The 23,300-nt window shown below is 64.1% G+C and carries 23 protein-coding genes; 10 read left to right on the top strand and 13 right to left on the bottom strand.

The features are described from left to right. Window position 1: 1 nt before the first annotated feature. The 6 genes from ACOFKW_RS06775 (at window position 2) to ACOFKW_RS06750 (ending at window position 4,299) form a co-directional block, all read left to right on the top strand. On the top strand, window positions 2-916 hold the full coding sequence (locus ACOFKW_RS06775) for a type II secretion system F family protein (RefSeq protein WP_419816571.1): 915 nt from the start codon (window positions 2-4) through the stop codon (window positions 914-916). Window positions 917-927: 11 nt separating this feature from the next. Continuing rightward, window positions 928-1,224 carry a hypothetical protein gene (locus tag ACOFKW_RS06770; protein ID WP_419816570.1) on the top strand — a complete coding sequence of 99 codons (297 nt, stop codon included), beginning with the start codon at window positions 928-930 and terminating at the stop codon, window positions 1,222-1,224. After that, window positions 1,221-3,047 (top strand): pilus assembly protein TadG-related protein, encoded by a 1,827-nt coding sequence (locus ACOFKW_RS06765; protein WP_419816569.1) that lies wholly within the window; start codon window positions 1,221-1,223, stop codon window positions 3,045-3,047. Before ACOFKW_RS06770 ends, ACOFKW_RS06765 begins: the two co-directional genes overlap by 4 nt. Before the next feature lie 61 nt (window positions 3,048-3,108). Beyond that, a complete protein-coding gene (locus tag ACOFKW_RS06760) occupies window positions 3,109-3,285 on the top strand; it encodes a Flp family type IVb pilin (protein WP_419816568.1) in 177 nt (58 codons plus the stop codon). Between the two features lie 61 nt (window positions 3,286-3,346). Beyond that, on the top strand, window positions 3,347-3,787 hold the full coding sequence (locus ACOFKW_RS06755) for a TadE/TadG family type IV pilus assembly protein (protein WP_419816567.1): 441 nt from the start codon (window positions 3,347-3,349) through the stop codon (window positions 3,785-3,787). After that, window positions 3,787-4,299 (top strand): prepilin peptidase, encoded by a 513-nt coding sequence (locus ACOFKW_RS06750; RefSeq protein WP_419816566.1) that lies wholly within the window; start codon window positions 3,787-3,789, stop codon window positions 4,297-4,299. Before ACOFKW_RS06755 ends, ACOFKW_RS06750 begins: the two co-directional genes overlap by 1 nt. Window positions 4,300-4,306: 7 nt before the next feature. Here ACOFKW_RS06750 and ACOFKW_RS06745 read toward each other — a convergent pair whose 3' ends face one another. After that, window positions 4,307-4,906: a tetratricopeptide repeat protein gene (locus ACOFKW_RS06745; protein WP_419816565.1), complete on the bottom strand. Its 600-nt coding sequence runs from the start codon at window positions 4,904-4,906 to the stop codon at window positions 4,307-4,309. 858 nt (window positions 4,907-5,764) lie between these two features. Beyond that, a complete protein-coding gene (locus ACOFKW_RS06740; protein WP_419816889.1) occupies window positions 5,765-6,388 on the bottom strand; it encodes a TetR/AcrR family transcriptional regulator in 624 nt (207 codons plus the stop codon). A 116-nt stretch (window positions 6,389-6,504) separates the two neighbouring features. On the opposite strand from ACOFKW_RS06740, the gene ACOFKW_RS06735 reads away from it, so the two are divergent. Beyond that, the gene (locus tag ACOFKW_RS06735) at window positions 6,505-7,485 is read left to right on the top strand and encodes an SDR family NAD(P)-dependent oxidoreductase (RefSeq protein WP_419816564.1); all 981 of its coding nucleotides are present in this window, start codon (window positions 6,505-6,507) and stop codon (window positions 7,483-7,485) included. A gap of 219 nt (window positions 7,486-7,704) precedes the next feature. Here the strand turns inward: ACOFKW_RS06735 and ACOFKW_RS06730 are convergent, their stop codons facing one another. Together ACOFKW_RS06730 and ACOFKW_RS06725 are read right to left on the bottom strand one after the other, a co-directional pair. Continuing rightward, a complete protein-coding gene (locus ACOFKW_RS06730; protein ID WP_419816563.1) occupies window positions 7,705-8,355 on the bottom strand; it encodes a hypothetical protein in 651 nt (216 codons plus the stop codon). Next, a complete protein-coding gene (locus ACOFKW_RS06725) occupies window positions 8,352-10,511 on the bottom strand; it encodes an alkaline phosphatase family protein (RefSeq protein WP_419816562.1) in 2,160 nt (719 codons plus the stop codon). Before ACOFKW_RS06725 ends, ACOFKW_RS06730 begins: the two co-directional genes overlap by 4 nt. Window positions 10,512-10,887: 376 nt before the next feature. On the opposite strand from ACOFKW_RS06725, the gene ACOFKW_RS06720 reads away from it, so the two are divergent. After that, window positions 10,888-12,534: an inorganic phosphate transporter gene (locus ACOFKW_RS06720; RefSeq protein WP_419816888.1), complete on the top strand. Its 1,647-nt coding sequence runs from the start codon at window positions 10,888-10,890 to the stop codon at window positions 12,532-12,534. A 295-nt stretch (window positions 12,535-12,829) separates the two neighbouring features. On the opposite strand, the gene ACOFKW_RS06715 is transcribed toward ACOFKW_RS06720, so the two are convergent. The 9 genes from ACOFKW_RS06715 to ACOFKW_RS06675 all read right to left on the bottom strand — a co-directional run bounded on the left by ACOFKW_RS06715 (window position 12,830) and on the right by ACOFKW_RS06675 (window position 21,248). Next, window positions 12,830-14,143: an arsenic transporter gene (locus ACOFKW_RS06715; protein WP_419816561.1), complete on the bottom strand. Its 1,314-nt coding sequence runs from the start codon at window positions 14,141-14,143 to the stop codon at window positions 12,830-12,832. A 63-nt stretch (window positions 14,144-14,206) separates the two neighbouring features. Continuing rightward, the gene (gene arsC, locus ACOFKW_RS06710; protein ID WP_419816560.1) at window positions 14,207-14,611 is read right to left on the bottom strand and encodes an arsenate reductase (glutaredoxin); all 405 of its coding nucleotides are present in this window, start codon (window positions 14,609-14,611) and stop codon (window positions 14,207-14,209) included. Window positions 14,612-14,622: 11 nt separating this feature from the next. Next, window positions 14,623-14,952, bottom strand: coding sequence for an ArsR/SmtB family transcription factor (locus ACOFKW_RS06705; RefSeq protein ID WP_419816559.1), 330 nt, complete (start codon window positions 14,950-14,952; stop codon window positions 14,623-14,625). Between the two features lie 428 nt (window positions 14,953-15,380). Continuing rightward, window positions 15,381-17,639 carry a molybdopterin cofactor-binding domain-containing protein gene (locus tag ACOFKW_RS06700; RefSeq protein ID WP_419816558.1) on the bottom strand — a complete coding sequence of 753 codons (2,259 nt, stop codon included), beginning with the start codon at window positions 17,637-17,639 and terminating at the stop codon, window positions 15,381-15,383. Further along, on the bottom strand, window positions 17,636-18,586 hold the full coding sequence (locus ACOFKW_RS06695; protein WP_419816557.1) for an FAD binding domain-containing protein: 951 nt from the start codon (window positions 18,584-18,586) through the stop codon (window positions 17,636-17,638). The genes ACOFKW_RS06700 and ACOFKW_RS06695 overlap by 4 nt, the downstream gene beginning before the upstream one ends. Further along, on the bottom strand, window positions 18,583-19,209 hold the full coding sequence (paoA, locus tag ACOFKW_RS06690) for an aldehyde dehydrogenase iron-sulfur subunit PaoA (RefSeq protein ID WP_419816556.1): 627 nt from the start codon (window positions 19,207-19,209) through the stop codon (window positions 18,583-18,585). The genes ACOFKW_RS06695 and paoA overlap by 4 nt, the downstream gene beginning before the upstream one ends. 52 nt (window positions 19,210-19,261) lie before the next feature. Continuing rightward, the gene (locus ACOFKW_RS06685; protein ID WP_419816555.1) at window positions 19,262-20,434 is read right to left on the bottom strand and encodes a carboxymuconolactone decarboxylase family protein; all 1,173 of its coding nucleotides are present in this window, start codon (window positions 20,432-20,434) and stop codon (window positions 19,262-19,264) included. Beyond that, window positions 20,431-20,985, bottom strand: a complete 555-nt coding sequence (locus ACOFKW_RS06680; RefSeq protein WP_419816554.1) for a flavodoxin — start codon at window positions 20,983-20,985, stop codon at window positions 20,431-20,433. Before ACOFKW_RS06680 ends, ACOFKW_RS06685 begins: the two co-directional genes overlap by 4 nt. 50 nt (window positions 20,986-21,035) lie before the next feature. Beyond that, window positions 21,036-21,248: a hypothetical protein gene (locus ACOFKW_RS06675; protein ID WP_419816553.1), complete on the bottom strand. Its 213-nt coding sequence runs from the start codon at window positions 21,246-21,248 to the stop codon at window positions 21,036-21,038. 43 nt (window positions 21,249-21,291) lie between these two features. On the opposite strand from ACOFKW_RS06675, the gene ACOFKW_RS06670 reads away from it, so the two are divergent. Further along, window positions 21,292-22,188, top strand: coding sequence for a LysR family transcriptional regulator (locus ACOFKW_RS06670; RefSeq protein WP_419816552.1), 897 nt, complete (start codon window positions 21,292-21,294; stop codon window positions 22,186-22,188). 795 nt (window positions 22,189-22,983) lie between these two features. After that, complete coding sequence (locus ACOFKW_RS06665; RefSeq protein ID WP_419816551.1) at window positions 22,984-23,169, top strand: hypothetical protein; 186 nt, start codon at window positions 22,984-22,986, stop codon at window positions 23,167-23,169. Window positions 23,170-23,300: the final 131 nt, after the last annotated feature.

The raw sequence follows: 23,300 nt of genomic DNA, 5'->3' as shown, positions 1-23,300 counted from the left end.
CATGCTCGACTGGCTCGAGATGCTCACCATCACCGTCGCCATCATCGCCAGCCTTGGCTTGATAGCTTCTGGCACGATGCAACTGGGCGGCGAACGTGCGCTTGGCTCCCGGCTCGACAGCCTCCAGGCCAAGGCTGCGCTCGATTTGGGAGGCGACGGAACCGGACAACAGCGGGGCATGCTCGCGACGATCCTGGCGGGCGGCAGCGAGGGCCGCGCCGAGATCGAACATGACCTGGCGGCGGCCGGCTATGTCCCGGCAGTGACGATCCTGGCTTTCGGGCTGATCCGGCTGGCGGCGACCGTCGGCATCGGCCTGGCACTCTATGTGGTGATGATGCTGACCCGGCCGCCGTCGCTGGTCAACACGCTGGTGCCGGTCGCAGCATCGGCACTGACCTTCCTGACGTCGAAGTACATCCTCAAGGCAAGCAGCGCCCGCCGGTCGCGCAAGGTCAGCGCCGAGCTGCCTTTCACGCTCGATATCTTCGTGATGATGGTCGAGAGCGGCGCCAGTCTCGACCAGTGCTTCCGGATCTTCGCAAGCTCCGAAGGACGCGCGGCACCGATCGTCCAGGCCGCGGTTATCCTGCTGGTCGAGGACATCCAGCGCGGCATGCCCTACGACCTCGCGCTGGCACGCTGGTCCGACAGGTTGGGCGTCACCGGCGCGCGCGAACTGGCGGGCGTCCTGCGCCAGTCGCTCAACCACGGCACCGAGCTTGCCGCGACGTTGCGTGAGTTTTCCCGAGAGTTTTCCGAGCGCCGCATCTTCGTCGCCCGGGAATCGATCGGCAAGAAGACCACCCAGATGACCGTCGCGATGCTCGTCCTGCTGATGCCCGCACTGATGATCGTGCTCGCCGGTCCGGCAGTCTCGACGCTCGGCAGCACGCTCACATCGCTATCCAAATGAGGGGTCTTCGCATGATATCGACCGGTCGGGCGTTGCGTCAGCCACTGGCGCTGGCGCTGGTCGCGCTGCTGGTACCGGCCACGGTGACCGCCCGGAAGGCGCCACCGTCTGCACCCGCACCTGACGTGATCACCTCGCGGATGGTCGTCGACAAGCAGCTGGCGGCACGGTCGCCGACGTCGGGCACCGGCCTGGGCGGCGCTGAGGCGCGGCGCATCCACGACCGATATCTCAGCCGCATCGGCGTGCCGCTGGAAACCGGCAATACCGCGAGCAGCGGTCGCAACGGCAGCCGCGGCGGTCAGTGACCCGGTCGGCCGCCTTGCCCCGCGACGCCGGCGTCATCGCACCGGCGACCGCCGTGGTCCTGGCCGTGCTGATCGCCATGGTCGGCCTGGTGACCGATACCAGCGTCTGGTACGCGCAGCGCCGCCAGCTTCAGGGCGTCACCGATGCTGCAGCGCTGGCCGCGGCGCGCTTCGCCAACGACGATGCTGCAGCGCGAACCGCCGCTGCGGCAGTCCTGTCCAGCAACGGCCTCGACCCGGTCGCGGTGCTGACCAAGCTCGAAACCGGCAGCTATTGCCCGGACATCGCCACGTCGGTCAGCGCCCGCTTCCAGGCGGCCGCCTGCTCCGGAACGCCCAGCACCGTCCGTAACGCCGTCAGGTTGACGACGATGATCGACTCCCCGCTGTTCTTGTCGGGCCTGACGATCAGCGGCAACCGCAGTATCGGCACTCTCGCCACCGCCGCCCGGGTCAATCAGGCTGGGCTAGAGGCCGGCAGCGGCTTGGCGGCGCTGAACGGCGGTATCGCCAATGCCATGCTGTCGGCGCTGACCGGGGGCTCGATCTCGCTGACGGCGGTGCAATACGACGGGTTGCTCAGGACCAAGGTCGATACGCTGACCTTCCTCGACGCGCTGGCAACCAGGCTGGACCTGACCGCCGGCACCTACTCCAGCCTGCTCGACACCAGCATCGGGGTCGGCGACCTGATCGCTGCCGAGATCGCGGCGTTGGGTCAGCAGCAACAGACGGCAGAGGTCGCCGCCGCCATTGCCGGGCTGACCGCGATCAAGGGCCAGATTCCCGGCAATCAGACGATCGCGATCGGCAAGCTGTTCGACCTCGGCCTCTGGGCGAACACGCCGATCGGTGATGCGACGTCGAGCAGCGCGCTCCATGCCGGCCTCAACCTGTGGCAGCTGACCTCGTTCAGCCTGCAACTGGCGGACGGCAACCATGCGGCGACCATTCCGCCATCGTCGATCGGCATTTCGGGCCTTGCCACCCTCAAGGTCACGGCGACAGTGATCGAGCCGCCAGTCCACGCTTATTTCGCCTATGGTCCGGAAGGCACCAGCGTTCATACCGCGCAGGTCCGGCTGAAGCTGGAACTGGCCGTGCTCGACCTGGCGGCGCAGCTCGGCGCCGGGACCGTCGTGCCGTTGTACATCGAGGTCGCCAGCGGCGACGCGCGCATCGATACGATCAGCTGCACTGGCGCACCGGCCACCGATGCGAAGGTCGGGGTCACGGCGCATGGCGGCATCGCCAATATCTACATCGGTACGCCCACCGACGATGCGATGAACAACTTCTCCGCACCGGTCGCGTCCTCCGCAATCGCGCCGGTCAAGATCCTCAACCTCGGCGTGCCCGGGCTGCTGACCCTCGCCACGACCACGGCCAAGGCGCAGGTCAGCGTCGGATCGACCGGCGGACCGGGAACGGCGCTGGCGTTCGTGCAACCGGTCGGAACCGTCGTTCAGCCCAACCCGCCGACGCTCACCGGTATCATCGGACGGCCGGACCTCGGCACGCTTGTCGGCTCCCCGGCGGTGTGGGCACGAGCCACCAGCACCGGCTTGGCCAGCAATTTGCTCGGCGGTCTGGCGGACTCGCTCAACGCCAACGTCTGCACGGTCGGGCTGTTCGGCGCATGCCTGTTACCGGTTACGGCAAAAGGATCCGACCTGGGTCCATTGTTCAGCATTCTCAAGCCCGTACTGACCGGGCTCGACGGTGTCCTCGACGGCATCCTGCGCACGCTCGGCATCCAGCTTGGCTATGTCGACGTCTCGATCACCGGCGTTCGCTGCGGCTTGCCGGTCCTTGTTTCATGAGTACGCCAGCGTCGCGGGGGCGCCGGCGCACCTTCTCCCAGCCCCGAAAAGGAACCTGAAAATGATCACCTGCATCAAGACGTTCATCAAGAACGAGGAAGGCGTCACCGCCGTCGAGTATTCTGTGCTCGCGGTGCTCATCATCAGCGCGATCGTGCTTGCGATGGCCACTTTCAGCACCGGGCTCACTGCCGCCTTCGCCGCGATCTCGACGAAGCTCATCACGCCGTCTGCCTGATCCATCCAGCAGGAGCGGCACGATGAGAGAACAGGTCACACCACGTCAGAGAGGATGTCCGATGCTTCGGCGTTCCACGTCCGATGACGGCGTCGTGGCGCTCGAGTTCGCGCTCATCGTGCCGCTTTTCCTGCTGCTGATCTTTGCGACCATGGCATTCGCACTGTATTTCGCCACCTTCGTCGCCGTCATCCACGGTGCGAACGAGGGCGCCAGGGCATCGGTCGGCGGCATCAGCACCGCCGAACGTGGGACTTTGGCGAAGGCCAGCGTCCAGTCGATCTTCGGCTCCTACGCACCCCTGCTGAACCCGGCCCATGTCGTCGTCGACGCGCAGGCCGCTTCGGCCTCGATGTTCAGGGTCACGGTGAGCTACCCGCTCAGCGACCTCGATTTCGGCGCCTTTTACACGCTGCTCGCGGCCGCCTCGACCGATGGCAAGTCCGGCACCAGGCCGACGACGATCGGCTATTCGGTCACCGTCGCCAATGGAGGCTATTGATGTCGTCGACGAGCCTCATCGCGCTCGGCGTGCTGCTGCTGATCCTGATCCCGATCGTCCGCAGCGACCTGCGCCAGCGCCGTATTCCCAACGCACTCAACGCGTTGCTCGCCGTCGCAGGTCTGGTGGTGCAAGCCGTCACCGCTCCGTCCCTGCGGGTCCTGCTGACCGGCCTGATCGCACCCATCGCAGTGACGGCGCTGTTTCTGCTGCTCATCCTGGTCATGAAGATGCTGCGCCGCCGCGGCACGCTGGGCCTGGGTGATGTCAAATTCCTGGCGGCCGCCAGCCTTTGGGTCGGCTTTGTCGGCAGCACGGTGCTGTTCGTCGTCGCCAGCCTGCTTGCGCTGCTGTTCGTACTGGCGCGGACCCCGTGGCGGCCGCTCGACCTTCGCGCAGCGATCCCGTTCGCGCCATTCCTCTCGGCCGGACTGTTGCTGGTCTACCTGTTTACCGGCCCGCTCTACGCCACCCACGCGGCGCCGGCCGGGTTGGTCGAAGCGGCTCGCTGACCCACTTTCACTGCGCGAAGGGATCGACCACCATCTGCGCTGGTCGTGTCCCCAAGGCCCCTGGGGTCGCGGAAGCCGCAGTGGTCGTGGCCGCCGCTGCGATCGCTGCGCGTACGTCGGCGCGCTCCACCGGATCCGTGATCGCTGCCAACAGCGCCGCCGCCCCGGCCGCGTCGCCAGTCGCCGACAGCGCCAGGATCAGGTTGTTCCTGGCACGCACGTCGGTGGGCGCGAGTTCCGCTGCCTGCCTGGTTCGAAACAGTGCTTGCTCCAGGTTGCCAGCCTTCAGCAGCGCATAGCCATAATCATTCAGGTAGGTGGACGACGTCGGGGCGCGGGCTACCGCCTGGCCGAACTCGCTCACGGCTCCCGCCCAACGATCATTCAACCCCTCTATCCGCCCGAGCCCGGCATAGGCGGCTGCGGCAGTCTCGGTCTTCAATAGCTTGCGATAGATCGTTGCCGCCTCGACGAAGGCCTTGATGTCGACCAGGCAATCGGCGCGCATCACGGCAGCGTCGTTGCTGCGGGGATATTGCAGGTCGAACGCATCGAGGTGAGCGAGCGCGGCATGTGTCCGTCCCGACTGCCGCATGTCGTTGATCAAGGTCAGGTACAAAGCCCGCGACTGCTCTCCGCGACCCTCCGGCACCGAGCGGTTCGCGGGACTTTCAGATCGAGCTGGGGATTTGAGAATTGCTGCGGACGCCGGGAAGGCGAAAAGCAATCCGACGGTGAGACAGCCGCACAGGATCCTTGGATTATGGTGCACTCTAAGTATCCTAGACCCGCAGTCCACCCTCGTATGACATTCTTCGCCAAATATTTGCTAACATCCGACTAAGTATGTCGAGGCACCTCTATGTTAGATGATTTAAGAATTGGCCCATTTGTCGACTCCATGACCTGACCTAATTATTTTGGAGGTCTTGGCTTCCGGCCTCTTGGGGATCAAATAGTATTATCGAAGCTCAGGCCGCCGCGCGAAGCCCTTCGAGAGACAGTCAGATGTTGACGGTGACATCGCGGACCAGATTGCGAATACCGATCCCACACGAGCCCGGCACGAGCCCTTGGCGAACGGAACTCAATATGAGGCCTTCGCCGAAGACCACTCGTTCGTGTCGATAAGGTTTGACCGACCGACACGAGGAGAGCCTCGCTGACGTCGGCCCTGAGCGCGCTCGAACAGCGCCTCCAGCGGTTAGCCGAAAACATTATCGCTGTAGGCGCCGGCAGTCCTGCTTGTTTTGCCTCGACTTAAAACCGCTCTGGACCAAATCGCGTCATATACGACGGCAGCTTTCCGGGAAGTACGCGCCGAATAGCGGTCAAACGATTGTTCACCATGTCGCGGCGTTCGCGATCCGGTTGAACAGCGTGCTAGCCCTGCCAAATTCAATGTGGGACGTCGTTTACCATGCCGACCTCGTCGGGGTGTGAGCGCGGTTCAACGAGAGTTCGTTCAATTCGCTGACTTGATTCCCTGCGGAACCATCAGATTTGCGGCTGCCTCGGCGTCAATAAGCAGGGTTTTACGCGGCTCGCCGATCTGCGCATGCAACGTCATACCGCGGGCAAGGTCGAGCACGTGCCGCGCGCGCGCTGTGACCGGAAAGTCAGGCGGTATCTCTCCCGCTCTGATGCCGTCGTGGAATCGGCGTTCCACAAGCGCCAAGCCGCCCGCTGCGGCGTCTTTCAGGAACTGCCTGACCTCAGCGTCGTCCACGAGGGGTGCGACGCAGACCATCAGGCATCCCGGGACGGCCCCTTCCTCGGTCGCAACTTCCACGGCGTGCCTGAGAAAGCCGCCGATCGCGTCACTAAGAACCGGCGGCGAAAAGAGGGCCTGTGCCGCGCCGGCGCCCTTCCGCTCCGCGTACGCGCGAAGCACACGCAGGAAGAGCGTCCGCTTGTCCCCAAAGACGGAATACAGGCTCTGCCGTCCCACGCCCATGCCGGCGATCAGATCGTCGATCGCTACGCCGTCATAGCTTTTCGACCAGAAGATCTGCGTCGCTTTTTGCAATGCTTCGCCTTCGTCGAAGGTTCGCGGCCGTCCACGCGGCCTGCTCGATTTTGTTAGCATCCAGTCCAAATATCCTTGACCGTGTCGACCGACATTAATATGTACGGAAACAGTCCATAACTCGCAAGCTGAACATTGGGCGGCCAGACCGACATTTCCTGAACGTGGAACCAAGCATGAGACATTCTACCGCTCTCGTCACCGGCGCTACGTCCGGGCTCGGCTGTGCGGCAGCCCGCTTGCTAGCCGACGGGGGGTGGCAGGAGGTCATCGTAACGGGGCGCAGCCTGGCCAAGGTCAGGGAGACGGCCACCGAGCTTGCGGCGGAAACCAAAAAACAGGTGTTCACGCCGCTGGAGCTTGATCTGAACAGGGCCGCCAGTGCTCAGGCCGCGTTTGCCGAACTGGTCAAACGGGGTCGACCGATCGATCTCTTGCTGCTCAATGCCGGATTGGTCCCAACCAAGAAGCGTGTGATCACTGCGGCAGGCGTTGAAGCCTCCCAAGCCCCCCTCATTGGGCATCATGAACTGACTGTCCGGCTGCTCGATGCCAACCTGCTGAGCCCTGACGCCCGGATTGTCATCACCAGCGCGGAGCCGGCTCGCGGGGGTGTTCCTATGTTCAAAACGACCGACCTGCCGGCTTTCGCAGGCAAATATTTCGGGGGCGACCAAACTATGGCCGCTGAAGCTCTTATTCGCAGCGGACCTGACGTAAAGTACTCGCCTAACACTGCGTATGCCGACGCGAAGCTCGTGATTGCCTGGTGGGCTGCGGCGCTGGCGCGTCGGCTGCCCTCGGGCATGGCGGTGTACGCTGTCTCGCCCGGTGCATCAAACGACACCCAGGTCGCGCGAAACGCTGGTCCGATGTTGAAGTATGTAATGATTCCAATCGTGAACCTCATTCCCGGCATGAATCAGACGCCGCAGACTGCGGCCGGTCGCTACATCCAGGCGTCGACGTTCGGGACCGAGGTCTCGGGGCAATTCTTTGCTTCGGCCAAAGGAAAGTTTTCAGGCCCAATGGAGCTGCAGCGCCAGCCGCATCTCCACGATCGCGGCAGCCAGGAAGCCGCGTGGCAGGCTGTCGTAAGGGTCTCCGGCGTCGACTTGGTCCGAGGCGAACGGCCAGGTCGGTTGGGTAATTCGTGATTACGCACGACATCATCCGGGATCCGGAATGGCCGGCAGCATCTCGGTCTGTCAGGCCGAGTAATCAGAAGACGCGATCTTCAAGGGGCGAGCTTTGCGCCGTGCGCCGGCCTGCTTCTGCTCGGCGGCTGTGGCTCGGGCTCGACCTCGGTGCAGGGCATGTCGATAGGCTACCGTGAAATGCCACTACACGGCTCTTCGATGAGCACCAGCTTACGCTTAATCGCCACTAACGTCGCGGCTGGCATCGACCTTGATGAAGCCGGCGTCGGATACGGCGAACATCGCCGGATCGATCGGACCGGTTTCTATCGCCGTGACCCGCCACAGCGTAACTCCGTTGGTCCCGACGATCGAAATTGGAAGCCGGCTCGCCCGGCTCCAGCAGATATGCGTTACGCGGTTGACTTCCTTGAGGTCGAACCAGCGGCAAGGCTCTACCAGTCTGGACGCGTTCGCGGGAGCGGCGCCGTTTACGATCGAGTACGCTGATTTGGGTTGGCGCAGACCGTGACCGAGATCGAACCAGTTGGCGAAATTACCGAGCCTGTAGAGATTTGTACGGTCGATCCGGGTGCTGATCTTCCGTCTGCGGTCGAGCACCACGAGGTCGAAATCTGGCGATCGAGGCGCGCGAACGGCATAGGTTTCGAAGAGGCCGTCGGTGACGCGCTTGATCCGCCGGTCGCCGTCCCGCCAAATGTCGACGACGTGCTGACCGTCGCGACCGGCATATACTGCCCGGAAGTGCACATCGGCTGGCTCGCCCGCTGTGGTGAAAACCGTGTCGAAACGCAGCGCCGTGTTGGTCGCGGCCACCGTCGGCATGGCGAGCGCCAGCAACACTGGCGTGATCAGCCACCGCGTCATCTGCGGACCGCACGGGCGTAGTCAAAGTAGCGATAGCCCTTGCCGTCGACGGCGAGGTCTTTGACCGCAAGGTCGATGCTGTAGGTGCCTGCGGCGAGTGTCGTGTCCTTGATCGCACCGGTCGGATCGAGGGGGGTCTCGAACGCCAGGCCAGTCGCAAGCGCCGCCGGGTTGATCACCGAGGGCGTCACGACCGGCGTGGACTTGCTGGCCGGGGTGACCAGCGCCTCATTGAGGATCCTGCCATCGGCTTGCGGCAAGGACAGCCGCAGCAGCCAGGCAACGGTCGGTGCGACGTCGACATTGCCGGTTGGCAGCGTCACCACCGCCTTGCCGGTAAACGATGGCCCGCCGGCGATCAGGGTGTTGTGGACGTCGGTGGTGCCGAAGCTGCCGTGCATACCCCGCTGGCCGCCGACGCTCTCGAACTCGATGCCGGGCTTGCCCTGGACGCTGACGCTGTCGTCCCAATTGAACGAGACGACGACGTCGGGCTGGCCGCTATTCTGCCGCTTGGCATTCTCGAGGTTGGCCTGCGCCATTGTCAGGATGCCGGGGATCGCACCGTAGCGGCTGTCGACGAAAATCGCGCCATACTCCTGCCGCTGCTGAAGAAACTTCACGAGACTGAGCACCGTCGCCTGGTCGTGGCCGGGAACGTAGAAAAAGTCCGAGCCACCGTTCGCCGCGACGACGATGCCGTTAGCGGGCAGTTGCCCCGGGGCGGGAACGGTGAAGGCCGCCTTCGGCGTCGGTAACGTCGCGCTGATCGCCTGGTATTTGGCATTGGCGGTGCCGCACAAGGCGCCACTGGTGTCGACCTTGACCGGGACGGTCGGCACACCGGTGGTGCCGAGGCCGTACATCGCGCTGGTCGAGCAGCCGCCGCCATCATAAGCCGCAAAGCCGCGATAGGTCAGCAGGTCGGCCGAGCGTACATCGCCCGAGAAGGAATAGCCGGCGGGACTAGCGACGCCGAGCGTTGCCGCACTGGTTCCGCTGGTCGCGCTATTGATCAGCGGGCCATTGGGCGCGGTCGCCGAGGCGTTGATCGCGCGCAGCGGATACAGAGCCATCGGACCGGAGACAGTCGAATGGCCGTGATCGGAAACGACAACGATGTTGGTCGTGGTATCGAGACCTTGTGCCTTCAGCGCCGTCATCAGCTCGCCGAGGCGCGCGTCCTGCGACCGCAACCCGGCGCGAACATTGGCGGTGCCGGGACCATAGCCGTGTTCGACATTGTCCGGGGTGCGGAACCAGATCAACGACAGCATCGGCTTCTTGTTGGGCAGGATGTACTGGGTAAAAGCCGACATCATGTATTTGTTGGAGGCGTCTTCAGGCGCACCCTGGCTGGTGTCGGACGAGTCGCGCGCGGCCACGGTGACCGCGCCACTCGGATCGTAAGCCGTGGTGTTGAAGGTGACATAGCCAGCGCGCGCGGTCGGGCTGCCGTTGTTCGCCGCCAAAGTTACCAGGTCGGTCCCGGTGTAATCACGGGTGACGTTGGCCGGCAGCGCCACGCCGGCAGTCTGGAGTTCGGTGACTAGGCTGCGCGGCTTGACGGTGTTCTCGTCGAGGAAATAGCCTCCCTTGTTGAGGTCCTGGATGAACGCCGAACCGCTTTTGCCGATCGCCGCCGTGACGAGCCCGGCCGCTTGCGCCGCCGCAAACAGGTTCTGCACCAGCAGTAATTGGCCTCCGTAATAATTGTTGAGCGTCGTGAGGACCTGATAGTCCTCGGTGAAGACCGGATCGATATAATCCTGCACCGTTCCCCCGGCTGCGTTGCCGGCCGGAATCGTATTCGAAGCGCCCTGTGGCGGTGTCCAGAACGTGTTGCCGTAAAAGCCGGTGGTCTTCGGGAAGGAGCCAGTGGCGAAAGTCGCGGCGTTCATCATCGTGAAGGTCGGGTAGGTCGAATGATTATCGCTGAAGTTGGTGCCGGCCTGGCGCAGGGCATAGAGGTTCGGCGTATCGGTCGCATTGACGTCATCGGGACGCAAGCCGTCCCAGACCATGATGATCGTCCGGGTCGCGGCCATCGGTTGAACGACCGGCGGCGGATTGACCGCCTTGTTGTCGTCTTTGCAGCCGCTCAGCAGGCCGGCAACGACTGCGACCGAAACAACAGCGTGACGAACTCGCATCATCGACAGCACTCGCGCAGGGTGACAGCTGCCGCGTCAAAGAGCGGGCTGCAGTGAGGATGAAGCAACCTAGGTTCGTCGTGTGACCGTGTGATGACATTTCGCGATGATGGATCGCAGCGCTGAAGCACTGTCGGGTTGACCCGGTCACCTCAACTACAAACTCTAAGCTTGATTGTTACGGAAACGTATTTGTCTTCAATGTTCGGATTGCATGATTGGACAACTAGGTCGTTCCGGACCGGTTTGCTCGCAACACTGACCAGTAATTCGAGCGTTGCTTCTAATCTATTCAGAATAATCGGTTCAGCTGCGGAACTGTCATGAATATGTCATGCGCGTTGCCGATGATGGTTTGGGGTTCCGGCAGGAGCAATTAATGGCAACACGCGCAGCTGACCAAAAAGCGACGTCCGGGAGATCCCGCATTCCGCTCGACCACAAGGTCCATCCCGGCGCGACGCTCGCCTTCCTCGCGGTTCTGATCGTGGGATTGGGATATGCCGGTTACAGCATTTTCAGCGACACCCAGCAGGTCGGCGAGACGCTGGCCATCGGCGCGTTCGCCTTTCTCGGCCTGGCCCTGCTGATTGCGCTGGGCTTCGAATTCGTCAACGGCTTCCATGATACCGCCAACGCAGTCGCCACGGTAATCTATACGCACTCGCTGAAGCCGGTGATCGCAGTCGTCTGGTCGGGCGTGTGGAATTTCATCGGCGTCGTCTTCTCGACAGGTGCGGTCGCCTACAGCATCATCACCCTGTTGCCGGTCGACCTCATCCTGGGTGTGGGCAGCGCTGGTGGCTATGCGATGATCTTCGCGCTGCTGTTGGCCGCCGTCACCTGGAACCTCGGCACCTGGTGGCTCGGGCTGCCGAATTCTTCGAGCCATGCGCTGATCGGCTCGATCCTTGGGGTCGGTGTCGCTAACCAGTGGCTGACCTCGACTCCGGGAGGGACCTCGGGCGTCGAGTGGAGCCAGGCGACCAACGTCCTGCTGGCGCTGCTGGTCAGCCCAGTGATCGGCTTCGTCGGCGCGTACCTGCTGCTCAAGCTGATGAAGAAGGTCGTCTCCGATCCGCAGCTGTACGAGGAGCCCAAGCAGGACACGCCGCCGCCGCTCGGCATCCGTTCGCTGCTGGTCTTCACCTGCACCGCAGTGTCGTTCGCGCACGGCAGTAACGATGGCCAGAAAGGCATGGGGCTGATCATGCTGATCCTGATCGGTGTCGCCCCGACCGCCTACGCGCTCAACCGGACGATGCCTGACAGCTCGACCCCGGCCTTCATCCAGGCGTCCGCCGCCGCACAAACAGTGTTCCGAACCAAGTCCGGCGGCGCCACGCCCGACGTGGAGACCGCCAGTGCGACCTTGCGCGACGCCCTGCGCCAGCACGACGCCGACAGGCCGCAGGTATATGCCGCGCTCGACAGCGTCTCGACCGACATCGTCGCCGAGTTGAAGAACTACGGTTCGATCAGGCACGTCCCGGCGGCAGCGACCAAGAACCTGCGCAACGAGATGTACGTCGTTTACGATACGCTGCGGCTGCTCACCAAGGACGAAGACAAGGCGAAAGCAGCCTATCCCGGCGGCGGCGACAAGAAGCTGAAGGACTACGGCAAGCTGCTTGAGGACGGCACGCGCTTCATCCCTATCTGGGTGAAAATTTCGGTGGCGCTGGCTCTGGGGCTCGGCACTATGATCGGCTGGAAGCGCATCGTCGTCACCGTCGGGGAGAAAATCGGAAAGACCCACCTGACCTATGGCATGGGTGCGGCGGCCGAGTTGATCGCTGCCAGCACGATCCTGCTGGCGCAGGTCAAGGGCATGCCGGTATCGACGACGCACATCTTGTCGAGTGGGGTCGCCGGCACGATGGTTGCCGACGGCGCGGGGCTGCAAAGCAGCACGGTTCGCAACATCGCGATGGCTTGGGTGACAACGCTGCCGGCAGCGATGGTGCTTGCCGGCGTGCTTTACGCGATTTTCCTCTGGATCGTGCAGGCGATGAGACTCGGCTAGCAACGCCTCGTCGGCCGCCAGGCAGTCACCAGAAGGTTGGCCGCAATGAGATCGTCATAGGTTTCGACAGCATGGTGCGCCCGACGCCCTAGCGCCGGCGCTCCGGCACAACGACGAGCGACCGCAACGGTCGATCGGCACCGGCGCCTTCGATGCCGCCGTACCCGGCAAGCTTGCCGTATCGAACCGGAAGAAGATGCGCCCGGCTTCACCCGGGTCGGCGACAGGCAGGCTCGCGCCTGCGAGCGTGGCAGCGAGATCGGACAGCACGCCGGGTCGAGACGGATTGCCTTCATCATTGTGCTCCAACGACCGGAAGCCATGCGGCAAGTGCGACCAACGTCAACAGCAGCACCGGCGGGGTGATCGCGAGGCCGACGCGCATATACTGGCCCCAGCTGATCCTGATGCCCTTGCCCGCCAGAACGTGCAGCCACAGCAGCGTCGCGAGACTGCCGATCGGCGTGAACTTCGGACCTAGATCGCAACCGATGATGTTGGCGTAGATCATCAGCTCGCGCGTCACCACCGGGATGCCCTTGGCCTGGTCGATCGACAGGGCGCCGACCAGCACCCCGGGCATGTTGTTCATGACCGACGACAGCAGCGCCGCTCCAAAGCCGGTGCCGATCGTCGCCGCCCATGGGCCATGTGCGGCGAGCCAGACGAGTCCCGCGGCCAGATAGCCGGTCAGGCCAGCGTTCCGCAGCCCATAGACGACAAGATACATGCCGAGGCTGAAGATGACGATCTGCCAGGGTGCGCCGCGCAGCACCTTCGTCACCGGGACGATCGCACCGTGCCCACGCCGGTGCCAGCGCCCGGCAAGCGCCAGCAGGATCAACGCGCCAGCGATGGTGACCGCCGAGACCGGCACGCCCATCGGGGCCAGGACGAAATAGGCGATCAGCAGGACAATGAGCAGCGGAAACGCGACCTTGAAGACCAGCGGGTCGCGGACAGCGCTTGCCGGCGCCTCGAGCTGCGCCAGCGAATAAGTCGCCGGTATCTCGCGGCGGTAGAACAACCAGAGCACCCCGAGCGTCGCCGCCAGCGCGGCAAGGTCGACGGGTATCATCACCAGCGCATAGCGATTGAAGGCGATGCCGAAGAAATTGGCACTGACGATGTTGACGAGGTTCGAGATGATCAGCGGCAGGCTCGTGGTATCGGCAACAAAACCGGTCGCGACGACAAACGCCAACGTCGCCGCCGGCGAGAAGTCGAGCCTGAGCAGGATGGCGACGACGATCGGCGTCAGCAGAAGTGCGGCGCCGTCGTTGGCGAACACCGCCGCCACACCCGCACCGAGCAGGACGATGAGCGGGAACAGCAGGCGTCCCCTGCCGCCGCCCCAACGGGCGACGTGCAGCGCCGCCCATTGGAAGAAGCCAGCCTCATCGAGCAGCAGCGAGATGACGATCAGGCCGATGAAGGTGAAGGTCGCGTCCCAGACGATGTGCCAGACCATCGGCACGTCGGCGAGCCCGACGACGCCGGTCAGCAATGCGACCCCCGCTCCGGCCAATGCGCTGTAGCCAATGCCGAGGCCACGCGGTTGCCAGATGACGAAGACCAGCGTGACGAGGAAGATGGCCAAAGCCAGCATGGGTTATCTCGATCTTGGATTCAGGGCCCGGCCCGACACAGGCCGAGCCCTCAGTGCGACGAATCAGCCGACGACCTGACCGTCGTCCTTGGTGAAGGCGCCGCGCTGGGGCGCCGGCAGCAGATCGAGGACAGCTTCGGAGGGCCGGCATAGCTTGACCCCGAGCGGCGAAACCACCAGCGGACGGTTGATCAGGATGGGGTGCGTTATCATCGCGTCGATCAAAGCATCGTCAGCGAGCGCCGGGTCGCCAAGACCCAGCTCGGCAAACGGCGTGCCCTTATCGCGCAGCAGCGCTCGGGCCGTCACGCCGGCACGCTCGATGAGCTGGACCAACAGTTCGCGCGACGGTGGCGATTTCAGATATTCGACGACATGTGGTTCGATTCCAGCATTGCGGATGATGCCCAGGACGTTGCGCGACGTGCCGCACGCCGGGTTGTGGTAAACGACGATGTCGGTGGCCATGCAGCGCTCTCCTAGCAGCATGCCAGTTCGGCCATCAGCGGTTCGCAGATTTCAGGACGGCCTTGGCAACAGTCGTTCACCAGGAACACCGTCAGGTTGCGCAGAACGTCGATGTTGGCGCGGTAGACGATCGACCGGCTTTGGCGCTGCGCGGTCACCAGCCCGGCACGCGACAGCACCGCCAGATGCGCCGACATCGTGTTCTGCGGAATGTCGATTTCGCGGGCGATGTCGCCCGCTGCCATGCCATCAGGTTCATGCCGGATCAGCAGTCGGAACGTCTCCAAACGAGTACCCTGAGCGAGACTGCCGAGCACCGCAATTGCAGCTTTAATTTCCATACATCCGTTATATTGGATATATGGATGTTCGCAATATTTTTCTGTGTTGAGTCCTTCGCGACTATCGCAACAGCCGTCGGACCGCTTGCCACTAGGTCCGGCTCTGGAGTCCGGCCCTTCGCTCTCTGCGAAAAGCCGGACCGATCAAATTTCGGTGCCTTCAGCAAATGTGAGTGCGTCGTCTACGTCGACGCCAAGGTCCGTCCCGCATTCCAAGCCCTGCGTTCGGCTGCAGCTGGGTCGAACTCTGACATTCCCATGATCATTCTCCATGGCCTTGGACGGCCAAAGGAAGGAACGATCCTGTCTACAGATTTTGAATGCTCCGAGCGACAGCCGCAAGCACCCCACTGATCGACCTATAAGGCGGTGCTGCCGGTGCTGACCGATCGACCCCCGCGCCGTGACGGCGTCCACCTTCGTCATGCTCAAGCGACCTTCGGCAAGCGGGCGAGGTGCTTGTCGAGCGTGATCGGATAGTCGCGCACACGTACGCCGGTGGCATTGTAGACGGCATTGGCGATGGCTGGCGCGACGCCGGAGATGCCTAGCTCGCCGACGCCCTTGGCCTTGAGCGGTGACATCGTCGGATCGACCTCATCGATGAAGATCACCTCCTGGTGCGCGATGTCGGCGTGAACCGGTACCTCATAGGCCGCGAGGTCGTGGTTGACGAAGAAGCCGAAGCGCTTGTCGACGGCCAGCTCCTCCATCAACGCTGCGCCGGTGCCCATCACCATGCCGCCGATGACCTGGCTGCGGGCTGTCAGCGGGTTGAGGATCCGTCCCGCCGCGCAGACTGCCAGCATCCGCCGGACGCGGATCTCGCCGGTATAGGCATCGACGCCGACCTCGCAAAAGTGTGCGCCGAAGGTTTGCTGCTCGAAGCGCTGCGAGAGGTCGCCGTATTCCATCTTGTCTTCGGCGATCAGCGGCGCAGCCTTTGCCGCCTGGGCAAGTGGAACCCGGCGATTACCCGAGCGCACCTCGCCACCGACGAATTCGGCATCGACGGAGTTGAACCCCAGCGCCGTTGCCGCCGCCTCGCGCAGCTTCACGCACGCCGCGTAAACTCCTGCGGTCGCGGTGGCCGCACCAGCCTGGCCGCCGCCGCCGAACGCTTCCGGGAAGCGGCTATCCGCCAGCTTCACGATGACCCGATCAAGCGTTACGCCCATCATCTCGGCCGCCGTCTGGCCGATGATGGTGTAACTGCCGGTGCCCATGTCGGTCATGTTGCTCTCGACCGTGACGATGCCCTTGGCGTCGAGCGTCACGCGCGCACCGGCTGGGATGATCGGCGCGCCGCGGATGGCCGACGCCATGCCCATGCCGATGAGCCAGCGACCTTCGCGCCGGGCGGCCGGTTTCGCGCTACGCTCGTGCCAGCGGAAACGCTCGGAACCGGTGCGCAGGCATTGGATCAGTTCGCGCGTCGAGAACGGCCGGCCGTGTGGCTTCGACGGCCCCTGGTTGCCGCTCGTCGCCTGCGGGTCGGTGCCGCCACCACGGCCGGGATCGTCGGGCACGGTCTGCGTGTCGTTGATGATGCGCAGCTCGACCGGGTCGATGCCCAGCTTTTCAGCCAGTTCGTCCATGGCGATCTCGAGCGCCATCATGCCCGACGCCTCGCCCGGTGCCCGCATGGCATTGCCCTCGGGCAGGTCGAGCACCGCGAGCCGCGTCTGGTTGAGGCGGTTGGCGCCGGCATAGAGCAGCTGGGTCTGGGCAGCCGCGATCTCCGGCCCGCCGCCGGGCAGATTGCCCGACCAGCTCTCGTGCCCCACTGCAACCAGCTTGCCGTCACGGCCAGCGCCGAGCCGCAGTCGCTGGATCGTCGCAGACCGATGACTGGTGTTGTTCGGCATCAGCGGTCGCGGCAGCGTCACCTTGACGGCGCGACCGGTCGCGCGCGCACCGAGGGCGGCAAGCACCGCGTCGGAGCAGACGCTGCCCTTTCCGCCGAATCCGCCGCCGATGTACGTCGCGACGATCCGGATCTTGTCCTCGGGAACACCGATCTTGGCGGCGAGATCGCGCCGGGCCCAGCCGACGATCTGCTGGGCGGACCAGATCGTCACCTGGTCGCCGTCCCAGCGCGCGATCGTCGCGTGCGGCTCCATCATCATGTGGCTCTGGTCGGGTGTCGTGTAGGTCTGGTCCACCTGCACCGGGGCTGAGGCAAAGGCCTTGGCGAAGTCGCCGGTGTTGGCGTCGGGCTGGCGCTTGTGCGGCTTGCCGCTCGATTTCGCGGCGGCGAGGTCGAAGGATCCCTTGCCGCGTACATAGTCGACCTTGATCAGCGCGGATGCCGCACGTGCCTGCTCGAACGTCTCGGCAACGACGAGCGCGACGGCCTGGTGGTAGTGCTCGACGTCCGGCCCGGCGAGCGGCAGCGCGGTGTAGAAGCCAGCCTTCTTGATCGGGCCGGCATTGTCCGCCGTGATCACCGCCAGCACGCCGGGTGCTACCCGTGCATCGGCGACGTCGATCGATGCGATGCGCCCCTTGGCAATGCCGGAGCCGAGGATGTAGCCGTAGGCGACGTCGGGCGCGATATCCTTGTGCTCGTACGAGTAGACGGCGGTGCCGGTGACCTTGAGCGGCCCCTCGACACGGGTATGCGGCTTGCCGATCACCTTGAGCTGGTCGATCGGGTTCTGCCCGGCTGGCTGGTCGAACTTCATGCCCGCGCCTCCATCATGGTCGAGTCCAGCGCGCGTTCGGCCAGCACCAGCTTGAACCTGTTGTCCTCTGTCGGCGTGGCGCCGGCGAAAGCGAGAGCGGTCACCGCCGCTGCACCTTGCGGCATGACGGCTTCCGCAGCTTCGACCCGCCACGGCTTCGGCGCGACGCCGCCGAACGCGACGCGGCCGCTCCCGTCTTTCTGGATCACCGCAGCAACGGAGACGAGGGCGAATGCATAAGAGGCACGGTCGCGTACCTTGCGATAGATATGCGTGCCGCCGAGCGGCCTGGGCAGCGTCACGGCGGTGATGAGCTCGCCGGGCTGAAGGCTGGTCTCGATGTGCGGCGTGGTGCCCCAAAGCCGGTGGAAATCGGCGATCGGCATAGCGCGAGCCTGACCTTGCGGGTTCACCGTCTCCACGGTCGCATCCAGCACCCGCATGGCAACGGCCATGTCGCCGGGATGGGTGGCGATGCACGCATCGCTCACGCCGATCACGCCGAGCTGCCGTGACACGCCGCCGATCGCCGAGCAGCCGGAGCCCGGGCGGCGCTTGTTGCATGGCATATTGGTGTCATAGAAATAGGCGCAGCGCGTCCGCTGGAGCAGATTGCCCGCCGTCGTCGCCTTGTTCCTGAGCTGGCCCGAAGCACCGGCGACGATGGCGCGGGTCAGCACGCCATAGTCGCGCCGCACGCGCTCGTCGGCGGCAAGCGCGGTGTTGGTGACCAGCGCACCGATGCGCAGCCCGCCGTCGCTGGTCTTCTCGATTTGATCGAGCCTGAGATCCTGCACGTCGATGAGATGCGTCGGCGTCTCGATCTCCAGCTTCATCAGGTCGAGCAGGTTGGTGCCACCCGCCAGGAACTTGGCGCCCGGCGTGCGCGCGACGGCAGCTGCGGCGTCGGCGGGGGTGCGGGCGCGTTCATAGGTGAAGGGCTTCATGCCTGGCTCCCCGCGACTTCGGCCATGGCGTCGGCGATATTGGAATAGGCGCCGCAGCGGCAGATGTTGCCGCTCATGCGCTCGCGCATCTCCTCGTTGGTCGCCTTCGGGCGCGCCATGAGGTCGGTCTGAGCGTGGCTCGGGATACCCGCCCTGATCTCGGCCAGAACTGCGACGGCCGAGCAGATCTGACCAGGCGTGCAATAGCCGCACTGGTAGCCATCGTGCTTCAGGAACGCCGCCTGCATCGGGTGCAGGTTACCCGGCTGGCCCAGCCCCTCGATCGTCGTCACCTTGTCGCCCTGGTGCTGGACCGCGAGGCTGAGGCACGAGTTGATGCGTGTGCCGTTCACCATCACAGTGCACGCTCCGCATTGACCATGGTCGCAGCCCTTCTTCGTGCCCGTCAGCTGCAGATGCTCGCGCAGCATGTCGAGCAGCGTCGTCCGCGTATCGACGTCCAGCTCGCGCCGCTTGCCATTCACTTCGAGCGCCACATTCATCGTCGGCGCCGGACTTTGCGGTACAGGCGGCGCAGCGCCGCTCGGTGCAGCGACGAATGCTGCCGTGACTGCTCCGCTCGCCAAAACGCCTCGGTGTGACATCTCGAGTTCACCGGCCATGATCAGCGATACTTTCGGCTGGTGCGTAAACTCTGGTGAAGGGCGCGCAGCATCATGCGGGTCCCTGATAATGTGAGTCGGACACGGCTTCGAGCCAGTCGACGCTGACGCCGTCGGCGGCCTCCGCGACGGCCACGTGCGTTACCGGGCTGCTCCGGGTGGCGCCGTGCCAGTGCCTGACGCCGGGTGCGATCCAGATGACGTCGCCCGGCGTCATCTCACGGACGGCTTCGCCCTCGGCCTGGACCCAGCCGCGTCCCTCGGTCACGATCAGCAACTGCCCAAGCGGATGCGTATGCCAGTTGGTATGGGCTCCGGGCTGGAACGACACTGTCGCGCGGCCGAGGCGTGCCTCGCCCGTGCCCTTGAACAGCGAGGTCATGCGCGCCGAGCCGGTGAAGTAGCTCGCCGGCAGCGCAGTCGGCGCCTGTCCCGGCTGGATGCGCTGCACCGCCGCTGCAGGCTTTGCAGGGGCAGCTTCGCTGGCAAACACTCGACCTGCCACTGCAACCGCCGCACTCGCCTTCGGCCAGCCGGCATAGAAAGCGAGGTGGGTGAATACTTCGCCGATCTCGGTCTTGGTGAGCCCGTTCTCGAGACCGTAGCGGATGTGGAATTCAAGCTGGGCTGCATCGCCGCCTGCCGCCAAGGCCGCGATCGTCACTAGGCTGCGGTCGCGAGGGCTGAGGTCGGTCCGTCGCCACAGGTCGCCGAAGATGACCTCGTTCGTCAGCGCCGCGAACTTTGGCGCGACCGGGGCAATATTCTTCTGGACCATCGCGGCGCGCTCGGCATCGGCGGGCAAGACTGCCGGCGGGCCAGCCAGCGGAGCCAGCGTGACAAGATCGATCTTGCGGTCCGCAAAGACCTTCTCGATCTCGTTCAGCGAGGACACCGCGTTCGGCCAGCCGGTGTAAAAGGCCAGGTGGGTCACGATCCCCGCAATCTCCGCCGGCTTGATCCCGTTTGTCAGGCCGCGCCCGAGATGACCGGGCAACTGCGCCGTTTTGCCGGTCGCGATCAGCACCGACAGCGTAACCATGCTACGATCCCGGGGTGCCAGTTCCGGCCGCAGCCAAACATCGCCGAACAGCACATTGTCGGTGTAGTCGGCGAGACCCGAAGCGATGGCCTGCATGTTTTTGGGCGCAATCGAGACGCGTTCCTGCGCCTCCACCGGTGTCGTCAGCGCCAGAGCGATCGCTGCGGTTTTCGCATGGTTCATGACTTTGTCCTTGCAGAGCGGTCCTGTCGGCCCAGCCAGCCGTTGACCTCGTTGAGCGTGCGGCGCTCCTGATCGGCTTCCATCACGAACGGAGGCTCGATCCGCGCACCCGGCGCGTGGCTGGCGAGCACCGAAAGGCTGCTGCCGACGCCGTAGCCGCCGTACGTGATGAAAGGGCGGACGAGCTTGTCGCGAAGGTCATGCCTCCGCAGGAAGGTGCGGATAATCGGCGGAGCGGTTTCGCCCCAGATCGGGAAGCCAAGGAAGATCGTGTCGTAGGCGGCGATGTCCTCGACCAGCGCGGCGAGCGGTGGCTCGACGCTGCGATCGCGCTCCTGCCGTGCCTGCTCGACGGTAGCCTCATAGTCCTCAGGATAGGGCCGTGCCGGGCATATTTCGAACAACTCGGCACCAAGCGCGCGTTGAACTGTGCCGGCGATCACCCGAGTGTTTCCCGATCGCGTGAAATAGGCTACCAGCGTCCGAGCGCCCAGGAACTGCTTGTTGGTCGGTTCTGCGCAGGCGCTCGTGCTCGCGGCGAACGACAGCACGCTAGATGCTGTCAGCAACGTGCGCCGAGAGAGATCCCCGGACGGCATCGTTATAGCCGCGTCATTGGGCTCGCTGCGCCGGGCAATCTCTCGCCGTGAACAGCAAACCCGACGGACGCAAAACTCATGCCGCCAAACCCGAGCGCGGAGGCCTTCAGTCCCGCTGTGCCAAAGGTACGTTCTTCCATGATCTGCCCTGCGTCGCTCACCACCGCCAGCGCATCCCGCCGCAACCAGAACATAGCCTCGCGGGCGACAAACAATTACGGGGTGTAATCCGCATGTTGCGATAAGCTGGGCTAATTAATGTCGAACGAGAACTTTAACACGCTAGCGGCTTTCGCGGTCGTCGCGCGCGAGCGCAGCTTCACCAAGGCTGCGGCCAAGCTTGGCATCTCGCAATCCGCGCTGAGCCAGACGGTGAAGATCCTCGAAGAGCGCCTGGGAATACGCCTGCTCACCCGGACAACGCGGAGCGTAGCGCCAACCGAGATCGGCGAGCGACTATTGCAGAAGATCGCCCCACGCTTCGAGGAGATCGAGCGTGAGTTGGCAGCGCTCAGCGAGTTGCGCGAACGGCCGGCTGGGACGATCCGGATAACATCCGGCGAGCATCCGGCATCGACCGTGCTCCAGGATGGCATCGCCCGCTTCCTGCCGAGCTACCCAGACATCAAGGTCGAGGTCGTCGTCGACTACGGCCTCGCCGACATCGTCGCGGAAGGCTTTGACGCCGGTGTCCGGCTGGGCGAGCAGGTCGCGAAGGACATGATCGCGGTACGCATCGGGCCGAACATGAGAATGGCCGTCGTCGGCTCACCCACCTACTTCGAGCGCTACGCCCTGCCCAAGACGCCGGCCGATCTTACCGCGCACAATTGTATCAACCTGCGACTACCGACCTACGGCGGCCTGTATGTGTGGGAGTTCGAGAAGGCGGGTCGCGAGGTCAATGTGCGTGTCGATGGCCAACTGGTTTTTAACAACGCGGGCCAAAGGCTGTTATCCGCACTTCAAGGGCTCGGGCTGGCCTATATACCGGAGGACCAGGCCCTTGATCACATCGCGGCAGGCCGGCTGATCCGCGTACTCGACGACTGGTGCGAGCCCTTTTCGGGCTACCACCTTTATTACCCCAGCCGCCGCCACCACTCGCCGGCGTTCGCTATTATGCTCGATGCCCTACGGTATCACGGTGATTGACCAACTTAGCGCCTTGAGACGACTGGCCGTACGAACTTGGGCGATCGCTTTTTCGGTCTTAGTATCGAAACCGAACCGACGGCTGAACATTACGAATGGCTTTCCAGCCGGCTCAGGCTTGAAAAGATGATTGCCTCCGAGGCGGCAATCGACTGCTGAACGGCTTAAGGAAGACGCGTAGGCGCCGCACAGTTTGCATCAAAGAGGAACGAAGCCGTCCGGAAAGGCGACGCCGTTGCCCGTGTGACTCTGGCCCGCGGTATGCCGAGCGATCGCAACAGTCGAAGACCACAACAGCAGTTCGACCCTGTACAACTGGCGGGAATGGTATCGACGACGTTCGAAGATGACGCGGTCTGTTCAGGCTGCCGCCATCCGCCAGCCAGCTTTAGCGACAAGGGTACATTCTGGCGAAAACAGATCGTTAACCGGTCACCGCAGGTTCCTGCCGGCGTAGAGTGCTCAAAACGCATCTTGCAGGGCGATCAGGTCGGCATACGACCGTTAGTGGTCGGAGCGAGCCAGGCTCGGCTGAAGATGGGTAGGTTTATTCGGGTGCTCAAGTGGCGGAGGTGCTAATGATATGAAATCTAACAAGGCTTATTAGGGGTTGCGCGCCCAACTAGACGTTGACAGCACGACTGTCGTCGAGCCCAGTCATCGTCGCTATCTATGCGGACCGCTCGGTTGCCGGGGCTCATCGAAGAAGGGCGACGCCTACTGCGGCAACCGGCTGACGGTCCGACAGGATGTCCTCGACCGCCGCGTCCTCGCCGCCTACTTTCCACCGATCTGATGCGTGACGAGGTGCTGGCGGTGTTCTTGGAGGAGCTCGAGGCCGAGGCGGCGCGGCTTCGGTCGGAGAGCGAGGTGCCCCGACCATACCGCGATCATGAGCTCGCCGAGATCATCTCGCAGCTTGCCAACATGACAGCTGCGATCCTGAGGGGAGTCATGCCACGCTGTTCTTCTACAAGATGAACGTGCTCGGCCGCCAACCGTCCTATCTCGTCAGCAAGAAGGTCAACATCGCTTCAGTAGGCTGCGCCCGCTGTCGCCTTACCGCTCGCTCACCTCCCGAGCAAAGGTTGCGGACCTGACAGCGGCGTTCA

Origin of the sequence: Glacieibacterium sp., assembly GCF_965200405.1 — a bacterium.
Classification (GTDB): Bacteria; Pseudomonadota; Alphaproteobacteria; order Sphingomonadales; family Sphingomonadaceae; genus Glacieibacterium.
Note: the sequence above shows the minus strand (reverse complement) of the source record. Positions and strands in the feature narration are given on the sequence as shown.

What these genes read in the sequence shown, in the direction of transcription:
- ACOFKW_RS06775 (WP_419816571.1), top strand. Translation starts at nt 2, where the DNA reads ATGCTCGACTGGCTCGAGATGCTCACCATCACCGTCGCCATCATCGCC.
- ACOFKW_RS06770 (WP_419816570.1), top strand. Translation starts at nt 928, where the DNA reads ATGATATCGACCGGTCGGGCGTTGCGTCAGCCACTGGCGCTGGCGCTG.
- ACOFKW_RS06760 (WP_419816568.1), top strand. Translation starts at nt 3,109, where the DNA reads ATGATCACCTGCATCAAGACGTTCATCAAGAACGAGGAAGGCGTCACC.
- ACOFKW_RS06755 (WP_419816567.1), top strand. Translation starts at nt 3,347, where the DNA reads ATGCTTCGGCGTTCCACGTCCGATGACGGCGTCGTGGCGCTCGAGTTC.
- ACOFKW_RS06750 (WP_419816566.1), top strand. Translation starts at nt 3,787, where the DNA reads ATGTCGTCGACGAGCCTCATCGCGCTCGGCGTGCTGCTGCTGATCCTG.
- ACOFKW_RS06740 (WP_419816889.1), bottom strand. Translation starts at nt 6,388, where the DNA reads ATGCTAACAAAATCGAGCAGGCCGCGTGGACGGCCGCGAACCTTCGAC.
- ACOFKW_RS06735 (WP_419816564.1), top strand. Translation starts at nt 6,505, where the DNA reads ATGAGACATTCTACCGCTCTCGTCACCGGCGCTACGTCCGGGCTCGGC.
- ACOFKW_RS06730 (WP_419816563.1), bottom strand. Translation starts at nt 8,355, where the DNA reads ATGACGCGGTGGCTGATCACGCCAGTGTTGCTGGCGCTCGCCATGCCG.
- ACOFKW_RS06725 (WP_419816562.1), bottom strand. Translation starts at nt 10,511, where the DNA reads ATGATGCGAGTTCGTCACGCTGTTGTTTCGGTCGCAGTCGTTGCCGGC.
- ACOFKW_RS06720 (WP_419816888.1), top strand. Translation starts at nt 10,888, where the DNA reads ATGGCAACACGCGCAGCTGACCAAAAAGCGACGTCCGGGAGATCCCGC.
- ACOFKW_RS06715 (WP_419816561.1), bottom strand. Translation starts at nt 14,143, where the DNA reads ATGCTGGCTTTGGCCATCTTCCTCGTCACGCTGGTCTTCGTCATCTGG.
- arsC (WP_419816560.1), bottom strand. Translation starts at nt 14,611, where the DNA reads ATGGCCACCGACATCGTCGTTTACCACAACCCGGCGTGCGGCACGTCG.
- ACOFKW_RS06705 (WP_419816559.1), bottom strand. Translation starts at nt 14,952, where the DNA reads ATGGAAATTAAAGCTGCAATTGCGGTGCTCGGCAGTCTCGCTCAGGGT.
- ACOFKW_RS06700 (WP_419816558.1), bottom strand. Translation starts at nt 17,639, where the DNA reads ATGAAGTTCGACCAGCCAGCCGGGCAGAACCCGATCGACCAGCTCAAG.
- ACOFKW_RS06695 (WP_419816557.1), bottom strand. Translation starts at nt 18,586, where the DNA reads ATGAAGCCCTTCACCTATGAACGCGCCCGCACCCCCGCCGACGCCGCA.
- paoA (WP_419816556.1), bottom strand. Translation starts at nt 19,209, where the DNA reads ATGGCCGGTGAACTCGAGATGTCACACCGAGGCGTTTTGGCGAGCGGA.
- ACOFKW_RS06685 (WP_419816555.1), bottom strand. Translation starts at nt 20,434, where the DNA reads ATGAACCATGCGAAAACCGCAGCGATCGCTCTGGCGCTGACGACACCG.
- ACOFKW_RS06670 (WP_419816552.1), top strand. Translation starts at nt 21,292, where the DNA reads ATGTCGAACGAGAACTTTAACACGCTAGCGGCTTTCGCGGTCGTCGCG.
- ACOFKW_RS06665 (WP_419816551.1), top strand. Translation starts at nt 22,984, where the DNA reads ATGCGTGACGAGGTGCTGGCGGTGTTCTTGGAGGAGCTCGAGGCCGAG.